Source organism: Lacrimispora sanguinis, from assembly GCF_044987295.1.
Taxonomy (GTDB): domain Bacteria; phylum Bacillota; class Clostridia; order Lachnospirales; family Lachnospiraceae; genus Lacrimispora; species Lacrimispora celerecrescens_B.
The window spans coordinates 5,172,649-5,185,353 of record NZ_CP173277.1; the positions used below are offsets into that span (position 1 = coordinate 5,172,649).

Below are 12,705 nucleotides of genomic sequence, written 5' to 3' on the forward strand. Positions count from 1 at the left end.
AATCTGGGGCGCAGTGGTGTTATGATAGCAGTATAAACTTTTGTATTGTTTGGAAGGGGGTCATTTTATGACAGGTTTACCACTGATTTTTATTTTTGTACTGGCAATTATCCTGATGATTATTTCAATCTCCAAGTTTAAGATTCATCCGTTTATTGCCATCATGAGCATCTCACTGCTTCTGGGACTTGTTGCAGGAATTCCGCTGGTGGATAAGACATTGGAGGATGGGACCAAGGTGAGCGGGCTTGCGAATGTAATAGGAGCCGGATTTTCCGGTACGTTCACTAGCATCGGTATTGTTATCATTCTTGGAGCTCTGATCGGGACCATATTGGAGAAAACAGGGGCTGCCCTTAAGCTGGCTGATATGGTGATCCGGCTTGTGGGGAAAAACAATCCGGTCCTGGCAATCGAGATGATGGGCTGGGTGGTATCCATCCCAGTATTCTGCGATTCCGGTTTCGTAATTTTAAACCCGATCCGGAAAGCCCTGGTAAACAGGACTGCCGCATCATCCGTAGCAATGACCGTGGGTCTTTCCTCCGGACTTTATATTTCCCACGTTTTCATTCCTCCAACGCCAGGTCCTATTGCGGCTGCTTCAACTCTTGGCATTGGGGAAAATCTGCTTCTTGTTATGGGAATGGGCGCATTATGTTCCATCTTCCCTCTGATCGCCGGGTTCTTCTTCGCAAAATACATTGGTGGAAAAGTACGGGCCGACGATGAAGCCGATATGGGCGAGATTGCAAAAACCTATGATGAGCTGGTTGCCGAATACGGGAAACTTCCAGGCGGTTTCAATGCCCTTGCTCCAATCATTCTTCCAATCCTTCTTATGGCTCTTTCCTCAGTTGTGGCAATGGCCAATATGCAGGGCTTTGGGGCTGATGTAGTTAAATTTTTAGGTACTCCTATCATAGCTCTGGCAGCAGGTACCGTGTGCGGAATCCTTCAGTTAAAGGGAGCCGGCAAAATGGAAGAATTTTATGAGATAACCAATGACACTTTAAAGACTGTTGGACCAATTCTGTTTGTAACGGCTGCAGGTGGCGTACTGGGCAAGGTAATTGCTTCCACCGATATGGTGAACTACATTAAGGATCATGCTTCCGTACTTAGCACCATGGGCATTTTCTTCCCATTCTTCTTGGCCGCTATCTTAAAGAGTGCTCAGGGTTCCTCTACGGTGTCTTTGACCACTACCGCAGGAATTGTAGCTCCGCTGCTTCCAATGCTGGGTCTTGAAAGCCCTGTACGTGTAGCACTTGCCTGTATGGCAATCGGCGCAGGAGCCATGACCGTTTCCCACGCAAACGATTCTTATTTCTGGGTGGTGACGAATTTCGGAGCCATGTCTCCGGAAAAAGGATATAAGACTCAAACGGTAGCAACACTGATTTTGGGAATCGCAGGAATCCTGGAAATATTTATTTTGTCTTTAATCCTGCATTAATATAAAGAAATGAAGATTAAAATTCACTGGTCTAGGGAGGACTTTGTATATGAAATTATTGTTTGCATCTGACTCGTTTAAGGGGACTCTTTCCAGTGAACAGACCATAGAACTGCTTAAAAAGGCTGCGGCAGAAGTGTTTGACCAATGGGAATGTACCGGAATACCCGTGGCTGATGGGGGAGAGGGAACCACGGATGCAGTGATCGCAGCCATTCAGGGAGAGAAAATTCCGTTAACTGTCTGCGGGCCTCTTCTTACTCCTGTTAATGCTTATTATGGAAAACTGGATGAGAAACGTGCCATTCTTGAGATGGCAGCGGCTTCCGGGCTTCCCCTGATCCCGAAAGACTTAAGGGATCCAAGAAACACAACAACCTATGGAACCGGGGAACTGATCAAAGATGCTTTGGACCGGGGCTTTACCGATATTTCTATAGCAATCGGCGGTTCGGCAACTAATGACGGCGGAATGGGATGTATGAAGGCGTTAGGAGTAAAATTCCTGGATTCAGAGGGAAGAGAGTTAGAAGGAACGGGAAAGGATCTGGAAAAGGTTGCACATATAGATATTTCCGGCCTCCACCCAAGAGTTTCTCAGGTGAAACTGACTGCCATGTGTGATGTTAATAATCCATTATGTGGAAAAGACGGCGCCACTTATACCTTTGGAGAGCAGAAGGGCGGTTCGCCCCAGGTCCTTGATGAACTGGAAAAAGGAATGCGAAACTACCGGGATGTGATGATACGGGAATTGGGGATTGATCCCGATAAAATACCTGGTTCCGGAGCCGCCGGGGGCTTAGGCGCAGCACTTCTTGTATTTCTACATGCGGATTTAAAATCAGGAATTGAAACGGTTCTGGATTTAATAGATTTTGATTCCCGCCTGGAAGATGTGTCCCTGGTTGTGACCGGAGAGGGGCGTACGGACTGGCAGTCCTGTTTTGGAAAGGTGATGCAGGGCGTTGGAATGAGGTGTAAGAGCAGAGGGATTCCGGCTGTTGCTCTGGTTGGGGCTATGGGAGAAGGGGCAGAGAAGATTTTTGACTATGGGATCTGTTCCATCATGACAACAGTCAATGGGGTCATGGAACTGGATACGGCACTGGAAAATGCCGAAGACTTATATTATCGGGGAGCTCTTCGGATGTTCCGTTTTATAAAGACTGGTATGGAAGTACAGAAAAAGGCTGCGGATATTTAAATCCGCAGCCTTTTTGCAGGCATTTGTCAGTAGACAGAAATCCTGAGACTATTAATATTTGTCATAAGTATCTTCTGTGGAAGAATCCTCCCAATCAGCAGGTTCTTCCCAATTAGCAGGCTCCTCCCAAGAAACAGGAGCCTTCCATGCTTCTTGTGGCTGGCTGGTCGTGGAAGGTTCTTTATCCATCAACTGAAACTTTCCAACCAGGGATTTAAGATTATAGGCCTGGGCGGTCAGCTCTTCGGAAGTTGCCGCACTTTCCTCTGATGTTGCGGAGGTGGTCTGTACAACGGCGGATATCTGGTCAATGCCGGTTGTAATCTGCAGCAATGCGTCAGACTGGGCGGCGGATGCTTCCGCAATTTCTGCGACCCTGACGGAAGAAATATTTGATTTTTCAACTACAAGCCGCAGAGCTTCTGCCGTATCACCTGCGATTTTTGTTCCGTTTCCAATGGCAGTAATCGCATTTTCAATAAGAGCCGTGGTATTTTTAGCAGCTTCCGCAGATTTACCGGCCAGATTGCGGACTTCATCGGCTACCACCGCAAATCCTTTTCCGGCGGAACCGGCTCTTGCAGCTTCTACAGCCGCATTTAATGCCAGGATATTGGTCTGGAAAGCGATATCGTCAATGGTTTTAATGATCTTGCTAATTTCACTGGATGTACTTGAGATTTCATTCATTGCTGAAATCATATCCTTCATCTTCTGATCGCTTGCCAGCATGCCTTCGCAAGCTTCCATAGACAGGGAATTTGCCTCTAAGGCGTTGGACGCATTTTCCTTTACCCGTTCTGAAACCTCGTTAATTGCTGCGGACAGCTCTTCGATGGAAGAAGCCTGTTCGGTAGCTCCCTGGCTGAGGGACTGGGAAGCGTCAGATACCTGGGAGGCCCCGGTGGAAACCTGTTCGGAAGCCTGGTCAATCTCTAAAAGTGTATCGCTTAAAGTAAGGCGGATATTCCTCATTGCTTCCAGGATATACTGGTAGGCGCCGGTGTATTTTTCCTCATGAATGGACGTTGCCTTGAAGTTGCCGTTGCTCATTTCGCCCAGAACCTCATTGATATCCTGGATGATGAATTTTAAGTTTTCCGCCATATCCATAAATGTTCTGGAGAGTACACCTATTTCATCCATGGACTGAACCTCCAGCTGGATATCCAAGTCACCGGAAGCGATGCTGGCTGCAGCGGACATCACACCGTCAATAGGACGAAGAGTCTTTTTTAAGAAAACAATGACAACCGCATTAATTATGATCAGTGCCAGGACTGCAAGAAGATTCATTACTTCAATGATCTTTACTACATCCTTTGTCAGATCTTTCTTTTCCAGACTACTGGCAGCCCACCAGGTCTGTGATCCGCTGGTAATCGGGTAATAATATCTGGATTCCATGGTTCCGTCGGATCTTTTGGTATCAATCTGGAATTCGGTTTTAGTCTGCTGCAGGGCTGTAATTTTAGCATAATCGGAAGGAGAAATCATCTCACTTAGGTTTCTGCCGATGTTATCGTTTGATTGGCTGTCATAGACAATCATGTTTTCTTCCGTGTAGATATCAACATACATGGTATGATATTTTGAATCTGTAGTTTTTATCTTAGAAAAGTTAGAAACGTTAATATCGGCCAGAATAACTCCGATGACGTCGTCCCCTTTCATAACAGGAAAAGCAATGGTACTCATCATAATTCCGTCGTAAAAATAAGGATCGGTGATATAAGTAGCCTTTGTTTCCTTGGCAACACGGTAATAATCCTTTGTGGAATAGTCGCTGTATGCTCCAAGAGACTGAGCGGTTTTATTTTCAGCCTCTTTTTTGTCTACATAGAGGGAGTAATCCTTGACACCGGGATCAAATTCTAATGGCTCAAAAAATGCACCGATCCCATAAATATCAGGATTGGTGTCCACGGTTGACCAGGCAGAATTTAAGATATAATTCTCGATCGCATAATTAATTTCCTTAAGTCCAACATCGTATACCCTGCTCTTACGGACGGTGCTTTTCCAATCGCCGATAGCGTTCTTATCGTTGTATGCACGGTATAAGTAATCCTGCAAATTTTTAGCGGTTCCAGAAGCATCGTTGATGATGGCCTGTACCATGAGGCCATTCTGGGCGGATATTCCTGAAAATTCACCGTTGATTGCCTTTGAAACTGCTTTACTTGCCTGCATTGCAGAGATCGTAATGAGCAAAATCAGGCTCGCGACCAGAATGATTCCCATAGCAATGGAAGTTTTTGCAGCAAGTTTCAAATTGCTGAACTTAAGCTTTTTCAATATCTTCATAATTGTATTACACTCCCTTTTATTTAATGATCGGTCCGCTCTGTGGAAAAAGCGGAAAATTTTACCAGCAAATGAGTGAAAAAATATACTGCATGTTATGCAGTAAAATTTTATGGTCTTATGCGGGTAAAAGAAAAGATCCTCCTTTCGTATTTTAAGCATGGTTTGTGACCTTGTTATACTACCTATATAACAATTATATATTCGACATAAAAGGACAAAAAAATAATAGTATATCTTGATTTTTCAAGAATCGCAGCAATTACTGCGGCAATTCTCAAGGCTTACAGGAAGAACTTTGGCCGCCCATAACTTATGGAAGCGGCCATTTTAAGAGAGCTTGAAATGCTCCGGGTATTTTTTTAAACTACATATAAAATCGTCATCCCTCTTAGCTTTTCTTCGATTTGCTGTCTTAAAAACTGTTCCCCACTGCTTCTTAAATCATCACGATAGCAGTATTTTCCCCGTCCACGCCCGGTCATGAGTTCTTTGTCATAAAGGCGTTCTGCCTGAGGAAATGCCTCTGTGTTGATTGCGTTTTGAACATAGCTGTAAGTCATGAAAATGATTTCAATGGGTGCTTGTTCTCTTACCTTTTTGGAAAGTCGGTCTGAGAGCGTATCAATCAGTTGAGAATACAGGTCTTTCCAGTCTTCGGTCATAATGATGGGAGCAATCAAAAGTCCTACCCGGTATCCGGCGTCACACATACTGTTTAAGGCGGTAATTCTGGCATCTAAGCCGGAGGTACCCGGTTCAAACCGGGTGATGATGGACTGGGGGTTGACACTCATCCGCATGATGACACGGCCTCCGTGGCTGATGCCGAGAAGGGGTTCTACCTTATTGAATTTCGTTGGGAAGGTGAGAAAACCATAGTTGCTCTTACTGAAATTTTCAATTGTCCATGCCAGATTTCCGGTTATGGTATTTTCAAGAACAAGATCACTGTTGCTTCCGATCTCATAGGTGTAATCTTTTTCAGAACGGGCTCCGTGGTCCATGATTTTTTTCAGCATCTGCTCCCGGTTTACAAACAAACGCAAATAAGCGCATTTGTTGTAGTTGCATACCAGATAGCAGTAGTGGCACATGGCGGTGCAGCCGGAAGAGGTATAAGGAACAAGAAAGTCCGATACCTTGTGATTGGGAACGAAGTTGTGGGTTTTGCGGACCCCTATGATGAGATGGTGCTTCATGGCCGGAAAATCACTATTTGGGCGGGTTCGCAGCTCGTCTATTTTATTGTGGCTTTTAATGGGAATCCATGGAATCGTGCTGTATTTTTCCTTTAGACGCTGGCCCAGCTCATATTCAAGGGATTCTGGTTCGTAATATATCTTATCTGGGAACATGGGATACCTCCGATAAGGAGTAGTATGTGTGAAAAGTTAAGAGGTAAACCCGTAAAACAGCATAATTTTTTATGAAATTTTTGTTGTAATTACAACGGACAGAAACAAAAGAGCATAGTATGATAGCTTCAGAAAGCAAATATGAGGAGGATATAAGGAATGGTTCGTAGAATTATTCAGATCGATAAAGAGAAATGCAATGGCTGTGGTCTTTGTGCGGCAGCATGCCATGAGGGAGCCATTGGAATGGTAAATGGAAAAGCAGAGCTTATGCGGGATGACTACTGCGATGGATTAGGGGACTGCCTTCCCACATGTCCTACCGGAGCCATTACATTCATAGAGCGGGAAGCTGCCGCTTATGATGAAGCAGCAGTGGAATTAAACAAGAAAAAGGCTGAGGCAAAAGTACACGCTTCCTTTAGCGGCTGCCCAGGAAGCCGGGCTATGCAGATAGAACGTACTGCCGAAACAAAGGAAATGGCTGAGGCTTCTGTCCAGTCCCAGTTAAGGCAGTGGCCGGTTCAGATCAAGCTGGTTTCTGTGAAAGCACCTTATTTTGAACAGGCGGATTTATTGATCGCTGCGGATTGCAGTGCCTATGCATATGGAGATTTCCATCAGAAATTCTTAAAGGGAAAGGTCGTTCTTGTTGGATGTCCGAAGCTGGACCAGGTAGATTACAGTGAGAAGCTGACGGAGATTATAAAGAACAACGCCATTCAAAGCATTACGGTCGTCCGAATGGAGGTACCATGCTGCGGTGGTCTGGAACATGCGGCCTTAAGAGCCCTTGCGGACAGCGGAAAAGAAATTCCATGTGACGTAGTTACCATATCTGTTGATGGGAATATATTATAAAATTAAAAGCGGAATCCGGGGATAGTTGAACCGGATTCCGCTTTTTAAATAGTAATACGAGATAAGGTCTGTCAGGCAGGAAGAAGTTATCCTTCATGGAGATCCTCTTTTAACGTGAACCGGTTCTTCTTATAGGTTAAAATCCCTTCGTCCTGCAATTTGCTCATTTCATTGGACAGGGCACTGCGGTCAATGGATAAGTAATCCGCCAGCTGCTGCCTGTTAAATGGAATATCAAAGGTGGAGGAATTGTTTTTTAAGGATTCAGCGGAAAGGTAGGAGAGCAGTTTTTCCCTGATGGTCTTTTTGGACATATGCTGCATTTTTTTCGTGAGGATTAAATTCCGCCTGGCTATGGAAGATAAAAAATTTTGCAGCAGGCGTGTGTGGAAGGTGCATGCGGAGGTGCACACGTTCAGTATCCTGTTAAAATCCATGAACAGCACATCGCATTCGGAGTCAGAGATAACACTCATTTCAATGGGTATAGAGGGGATGCAGGCATAGGTTTCCGCAAAAAGAGCGCCGGACATCGCCTCAGAAATAATGGTCCGTTTGCCCCAGAAATCCTCTTGTATGATAAGAGCAGTCCCGGTCAGCACCATTCCAACGGAACGAATGTAATCTCCGCTTCTTATGATAAATTCATCTTTTTTATAATGTTTAATCCGGGCAGACAGGCATTTTAACATTGCGCTTATTTCCTCTGGCTGGACTCCGGAAAACAGGTTTGACTTTCTTAATATGGATAAGTACTCCTCCATTTGCCGTCTCCTTTTAATTTATTTTTATAATGTTGTAATTACAACAGAAATGATGAGATTATTATATTATAATCGGCTTATAAAAGCAATAGAAAAACAAGGAGGAAGCCAAATGTCAGAGAAATTCATTAAAAATATAAAGCACGAAGAAATCGTAATGTTATCTGATCTGGTTCAGGCTAATGAAGGCCAGATCGTCAGCAAGACCCTTGCACAGAATGAAGCCCTTAGCATTACGTTATTTGCATTTGATAAAGGGGAAGAAATCAGTACCCACGAATCCAACGGAGACGCCATGGTGACTGTTTTGGAAGGAACCGGGAAATTTACGGTAGATGGAAAGGAATATCTGTTAAATGAAGGAGAAACTCTTATCATGCCTGCCAAAAAGCCTCATGCGGTTTATGCAGAAGAACGCTTTAAGATGATATTGGTTGTAGTGTTTTAACCAGTTGAAATAAAAAGGACAGAATAGAAAGGTTGGATATAGATATGGATAGTAAGATGTTTTGCTTTCAGTGTGAGCAGACGGCAGGCTGCAGCGGATGTACGGGCAGCGCAGGAGTGTGCGGCAAATCTGCCAGCACTGCAAATTTACAGGATGAACTGACAGGCGCCCTGATCGGTCTGGCAAAGGCATGCGGCAATAATTCCCCTTTGGAGACTACCACAAGAATCCTTATAGAAGGGCTGTTTACCACCATCACAAATGTAAATTTCAATGATGAAGTTTTAGTAGAGATGATTAAAAGGGTACGGGAAGAAAAAGAAAAGATCGTGCCGGATTGCAGCAAATGTACCTCTGTCTGCGGAAATACTTCCGATTATGATATGAAGAACATTTGGGAGGCAAAGGAAGATATCCGTTCCTTAAAATCTTTGATTTTATTCGGACTTCGGGGCGTTGCAGCCTATGCCTATCATGCTATGGTTTTAGGATATGAAGATGAAGGGGTCAATCATTTCTTTTATAAGGCATTGTCAGTCATTAGCTATGATCTGACCATGGAGCAGTTGCTTCCGGTGGTTCTTGAAGTGGGAGAAATCAATTTAAAATGTATGGAATTGCTTGATAAAGCAAATACCACCGCATTTGGAACTCCGGAGCCAACCAAAGTGCCTCTTACCATTGAAAAAGGTCCGTTTATCGTAATCACCGGACATGATTTATATGATTTAAAGCAGCTTCTTGAGCAGACAAAGGATAAGGGGATCAATATCTATACCCATGGAGAGATGCTTCCGGCCCATGGCTATCCTGAATTAAAGAAATATCCTCATTTAAAGGGGAATTTCGGAACTGCCTGGCAGAATCAGCAAAAAGAATTTGATAACCTTCCTGCACCCATTCTTTTTACCACAAACTGCCTGATGCCTGTGAAGAAGAGCTATGCTGACCGTGTATTCACCACAGAAGTGGTTTCCTATCCGGAAATGGTCCACGTAGGAGATGACAAAGACTTTACTCCTGTCATTGAAAAGGCGCTGGAGCTTGGCGGATATGAGGAAGATCATGAAATGACAGGAATCAATGGCGGCAAAGAAGTTATGACAGGATTTTCCCATGGAACCGTATTGGGAGTTGCAGATCAGGTCATTGATGCAGTGAAGCAGGGAGCGATCAGCCACTTCTTCTTAGTAGGCGGCTGTGACGGTGCTAAGACAGGAAGAAATTATTATACCGATTTTGTAAAGCTGACTCCTAAGGATTCTATTATTTTAACTCTTGCCTGCGGAAAATACCGTTTTAACGACCTTGACCTTGGAACCATTGGAGGCCTTCCGAGAATTATGGATATGGGGCAGTGTAATGATGCATTCAGCGCCATCAAGGTAGCGGTGGCTCTGGCAGAAGCCTTTGGATGCGGGGTCAATGAACTTCCCTTGTCCATGATATTATCCTGGTATGAGCAGAAGGCAGTATGCATTCTTCTTACCTTGCTGCACCTTGGAATCAAGAATATCTACCTGGGGCCATCTTTACCTGCATTCTTATCACCAAATGTATTAAACTTCCTTGTTGAAAACTACGGAATATCACCCATCAGCACACCGGAAGAGGATTTAAAGAAAATTCTTGGATAATATAAAATAATAAATAATAAATCAGGAGGATTATCATATGATAACGAAAGAAATGTATATCGGAGAAATTTTAAGAAGCAACCCAAAGGCAGCAGAGATTTTAATGGGCTGCGGCATGCACTGTCTGGGATGTCCGTCATCCCAGATGGAATCCTTAGAGGATGCTTGCATGGTTCATGGGCTTGATGCAGACACAGTGCTGGACAAGCTGAACCAATAAGGAAAGAGGTGTAACATGAGTGCCTTTTTAGGACCGATTCATACTTGGTTATATAACAAAATAAAATTTCAGGATGCAATGACTGACGCAATTTTAGACTTCGCAGAAGAAAATGGCTGCGGCAAAGAGCTTAGAGCCAGGACTGACGGTAGATACGGAGTGCTTGAAAAGGGAAATCTGGAGGATATGATCGATACAGGCAATATCCACGGCTGGCTGCAGGAAAAAGTGAGCCTGGTGGAAAACAGACTTGCTTATGTGGTCACCGAACTCATAGAACCGGATCAGGAAAGATTGTCTCATATCGTTCATGCTGTCATGGAATTTGGAAAAAGAAATTCTGCGGATAAAAATATCACAGTCCGCAAAGCCTATGATTATCTGGAAAGCACCTTGTTAAACGGCATGCCCTGTGACAGAGTGAACGAACTGGTCCAGGAGACGGAAGACAATCTGGTATGGAGACAGACCCAGGATATCCATGGTGCTTATTGGACGATGATCCATGGAGATGTAACACATTATTACGCCTTAAGAGAATCTCTGATAAAAGGAATGTTTGAGGATTCTGAACTGGAATTTCATCAGATCGAGGATCAGGTATATGAATTGAGGAGACGCTTATGTACGGAATAGATATATTAATGAAGGAGCATGAGAACATTCTGGTTTTCACCGACTTTTTAAGAAGAATTTCCGCCGATATCCTGGAGGGGAAACCGGTGGATGCCCCATTGCTTCGGGAATGTCTTGAATTTGCAAGAAATTACGCGGATAAGCATCATCACGGAAAGGAAGAAAAGATCCTGTTCCGGATTATGATGGAAAATATGGGGCCTGTTGCGGAAAAGCTAATCAGGAATGGCATGCTGGTTGAGCATGATCTGGGAAGATTGTATCTCTCCGAGCTGGAAAAAGCCATTGATGAATATGAGAAAAATCCAGGAACAGAGCCAAAGTTAGATATCATCTCCAATGCGGTTGGCTATGGCGCCTTATTAAAGCGCCATATTGAAAAAGAGGATGAGGCCGCCTATGCATTTGCAGTTCGTGCACTGGCAGAAGATAAATTAAAAGCTGTGGATGATGAGACGGAATCATTTGAGAGGCAGGCAAAGGATCAGGGCGTACAGGATAAGTACGAGTCCTGGATCCGCGAAAAAACAAGGTAATAAGGAACCGGACGGCCTGAAGGGGAAACAGGCCGTCTCTCCTGTTACAAGGAAAATACAAAAGAAAGGGGCTTACAGGTGGAATTAAAAAATTATATGGAGCAGCATGATCGGATCCGAGAAGAATTAGTGATCTTGAAAACGCTGTGTAAAAACAGGGACTTAGAACAAACGGCATCGGAAATCGCCTTACATATAAACAGTCTTGCCGGAAAGCTGAAAATACATTTATCTTCGGAGGATCAGTATCTTTACCCGGCCTTCCTAAGATCCGGTGATTCAAAGCTGGTGAGTCAGGCGGAGGAATATCAAAGGGAAATGGGGAACCTGCTTTCCATGTTTACGGAATTTAAGGAAAAGTATAATACGAAGATAAAAATCCTTTCAGAAAAGGAAAGCTTTTTCGGCGAAGCTGAAAAAATCATGAGAAGCATTGATATGAGAATGCAAAAAGAAGAAAGCGGTTTATACCGTCTGGTAAGATAAGAGAAAAGGGCCCGGAGGCTGTGCACGAATACTTAGTGCAACAGTCTCTTTTTTTGTTATAAAACCGTAAAAATGGGAAGGCTAATTCTAGATTCCTTCGTATAAAGAAAGGGTAAAGATTTGCTAATATTCAATATCATTTAATAAAAACGATTTACATTGTTATCATTTTTTTTTATACTTTTTCAGAAAGGTGTGGTAACAATGATAGGAAAACGTATTAGAACTCTACGCGAAGAGCGGCATTTGAGCCAGGAAAAACTGGCTGCGGAGCTTGGAGTGAGCCGAATGACGGTGAACAACTACGAGAATGAGAAACGGGCACCGGACATTGATTTTGCCGGGCATATAGCGGATTATTTCGGAGTGACGGTGGGATATTTAATGGGAGCGACTGAGTATCGCTACAAGCAGGATGAAATCATTTCTCTTAAAAGAGCGGAAACGCTGTTCCGTATCATGGAGAAGCTTCCCCAGCCGGAGATACAGGAAATGATCTCTTCTCTTATTGAGACCCTGGAAAAGTCCGTCGAGTTGGATATGACCGATGAAATTGTGCATGTAGTAAATATGCTCTGTGTACAGGTACGAAGGCTTTTATACAGCTATGAAAATTTAAAGGGTGAAATTGCGGACCCAAGAGTCGTTTATGATGCAGCATTCCAGTCGATCAAGCAGATCACGCAAGAGGTGGACCACTGTGCGGAAACCATGGAGCGGAGACTGGAACGGTTGATGGAAAAGAAATTAAAGGAGCCAGTGAATGAAGAATAATAACTGAAAGGA

The 12,705-nt window shown here is 43.8% G+C and carries 13 protein-coding genes; 10 read left to right on the top strand and 3 right to left on the bottom strand.

Annotated elements, in window-relative coordinates; translation table 11 throughout:
• The first annotated feature begins 67 nt into the window (after positions 1 to 67).
• Positions 68 to 1,459 (top strand): GntP family permease, encoded by a 1,392-nt coding sequence (locus tag ACHZES_RS24190; RefSeq protein WP_395547532.1) that lies wholly within the window; start codon positions 68 to 70, stop codon positions 1,457 to 1,459.
• Positions 1,460 to 1,508: 49 nt separating this feature from the next.
• Positions 1,509 to 2,666: a glycerate kinase gene (locus tag ACHZES_RS24195; RefSeq protein ID WP_395547531.1), complete on the top strand. Its 1,158-nt coding sequence runs from the start codon at positions 1,509 to 1,511 to the stop codon at positions 2,664 to 2,666.
• Between the two features lie 51 nt (positions 2,667 to 2,717).
• Here the strand turns inward: ACHZES_RS24195 and ACHZES_RS24200 are convergent, their stop codons facing one another.
• The gene (locus ACHZES_RS24200; protein WP_395547530.1) at positions 2,718 to 4,973 is read right to left on the bottom strand and encodes a methyl-accepting chemotaxis protein; all 2,256 of its coding nucleotides are present in this window, start codon (positions 4,971 to 4,973) and stop codon (positions 2,718 to 2,720) included.
• Between the two features lie 362 nt (positions 4,974 to 5,335).
• Entirely contained in the window at positions 5,336 to 6,331 is a 996-nt protein-coding gene (locus ACHZES_RS24205) for a spore photoproduct lyase family protein (protein ID WP_154520999.1), read from the bottom strand.
• Between the two features lie 159 nt (positions 6,332 to 6,490).
• Here ACHZES_RS24205 and ACHZES_RS24210 point away from each other — a divergent pair, with 159 nt between their 5' ends.
• Complete coding sequence (locus tag ACHZES_RS24210) at positions 6,491 to 7,192, top strand: ATP-binding protein (RefSeq protein WP_395547529.1); 702 nt, start codon at positions 6,491 to 6,493, stop codon at positions 7,190 to 7,192.
• An 86-nt stretch (positions 7,193 to 7,278) separates the two neighbouring features.
• Here the strand turns inward: ACHZES_RS24210 and ACHZES_RS24215 are convergent, their stop codons facing one another.
• Positions 7,279 to 7,956 carry a Crp/Fnr family transcriptional regulator gene (locus tag ACHZES_RS24215; RefSeq protein ID WP_038284401.1) on the bottom strand — a complete coding sequence of 226 codons (678 nt, stop codon included), beginning with the start codon at positions 7,954 to 7,956 and terminating at the stop codon, positions 7,279 to 7,281.
• Between the two features lie 112 nt (positions 7,957 to 8,068).
• Between ACHZES_RS24215 and ACHZES_RS24220 the strand changes: the two genes are divergently transcribed.
• From ACHZES_RS24220 to ACHZES_RS24250, 7 genes are all read left to right on the top strand, one after another.
• Complete coding sequence (locus ACHZES_RS24220) at positions 8,069 to 8,404, top strand: cupin domain-containing protein (RefSeq protein ID WP_038284400.1); 336 nt, start codon at positions 8,069 to 8,071, stop codon at positions 8,402 to 8,404.
• Positions 8,405 to 8,448: 44 nt separating this feature from the next.
• Positions 8,449 to 10,041 (top strand): hydroxylamine reductase, encoded by a 1,593-nt coding sequence (hcp, locus tag ACHZES_RS24225; RefSeq protein WP_395547528.1) that lies wholly within the window; start codon positions 8,449 to 8,451, stop codon positions 10,039 to 10,041.
• A gap of 37 nt (positions 10,042 to 10,078) precedes the next feature.
• Entirely contained in the window at positions 10,079 to 10,261 is a 183-nt protein-coding gene (locus ACHZES_RS24230) for a DUF1858 domain-containing protein (RefSeq protein WP_025233757.1), read from the top strand.
• A gap of 15 nt (positions 10,262 to 10,276) precedes the next feature.
• Positions 10,277 to 10,897 (top strand): hypothetical protein, encoded by a 621-nt coding sequence (locus ACHZES_RS24235; RefSeq protein ID WP_154520998.1) that lies wholly within the window; start codon positions 10,277 to 10,279, stop codon positions 10,895 to 10,897.
• A complete protein-coding gene (locus ACHZES_RS24240) occupies positions 10,885 to 11,433 on the top strand; it encodes a hemerythrin domain-containing protein (protein ID WP_395547527.1) in 549 nt (182 codons plus the stop codon). Before ACHZES_RS24235 ends, ACHZES_RS24240 begins: the two co-directional genes overlap by 13 nt.
• 78 nt (positions 11,434 to 11,511) lie before the next feature.
• Positions 11,512 to 11,919: a hemerythrin domain-containing protein gene (locus tag ACHZES_RS24245; protein ID WP_038284392.1), complete on the top strand. Its 408-nt coding sequence runs from the start codon at positions 11,512 to 11,514 to the stop codon at positions 11,917 to 11,919.
• Positions 11,920 to 12,123: 204 nt separating this feature from the next.
• Complete coding sequence (locus tag ACHZES_RS24250) at positions 12,124 to 12,693, top strand: helix-turn-helix domain-containing protein (protein WP_084719838.1); 570 nt, start codon at positions 12,124 to 12,126, stop codon at positions 12,691 to 12,693.
• Positions 12,694 to 12,705: the final 12 nt, after the last annotated feature.

What these genes read in the sequence shown, in the direction of transcription:
- ACHZES_RS24190 (WP_395547532.1), top strand. Translation starts at nt 68, where the DNA reads ATGACAGGTTTACCACTGATTTTTATTTTTGTACTGGCAATTATCCTG.
- ACHZES_RS24195 (WP_395547531.1), top strand. Translation starts at nt 1,509, where the DNA reads ATGAAATTATTGTTTGCATCTGACTCGTTTAAGGGGACTCTTTCCAGT.
- ACHZES_RS24200 (WP_395547530.1), bottom strand. Translation starts at nt 4,973, where the DNA reads ATGAAGATATTGAAAAAGCTTAAGTTCAGCAATTTGAAACTTGCTGCA.
- ACHZES_RS24205 (WP_154520999.1), bottom strand. Translation starts at nt 6,331, where the DNA reads ATGTTCCCAGATAAGATATATTACGAACCAGAATCCCTTGAATATGAG.
- ACHZES_RS24210 (WP_395547529.1), top strand. Translation starts at nt 6,491, where the DNA reads ATGGTTCGTAGAATTATTCAGATCGATAAAGAGAAATGCAATGGCTGT.
- ACHZES_RS24215 (WP_038284401.1), bottom strand. Translation starts at nt 7,956, where the DNA reads ATGGAGGAGTACTTATCCATATTAAGAAAGTCAAACCTGTTTTCCGGA.
- ACHZES_RS24220 (WP_038284400.1), top strand. Translation starts at nt 8,069, where the DNA reads ATGTCAGAGAAATTCATTAAAAATATAAAGCACGAAGAAATCGTAATG.
- hcp (WP_395547528.1), top strand. Translation starts at nt 8,449, where the DNA reads ATGGATAGTAAGATGTTTTGCTTTCAGTGTGAGCAGACGGCAGGCTGC.
- ACHZES_RS24230 (WP_025233757.1), top strand. Translation starts at nt 10,079, where the DNA reads ATGATAACGAAAGAAATGTATATCGGAGAAATTTTAAGAAGCAACCCA.
- ACHZES_RS24235 (WP_154520998.1), top strand. Translation starts at nt 10,277, where the DNA reads ATGAGTGCCTTTTTAGGACCGATTCATACTTGGTTATATAACAAAATA.
- ACHZES_RS24240 (WP_395547527.1), top strand. Translation starts at nt 10,885, where the DNA reads ATGTACGGAATAGATATATTAATGAAGGAGCATGAGAACATTCTGGTT.
- ACHZES_RS24250 (WP_084719838.1), top strand. Translation starts at nt 12,124, where the DNA reads ATGATAGGAAAACGTATTAGAACTCTACGCGAAGAGCGGCATTTGAGC.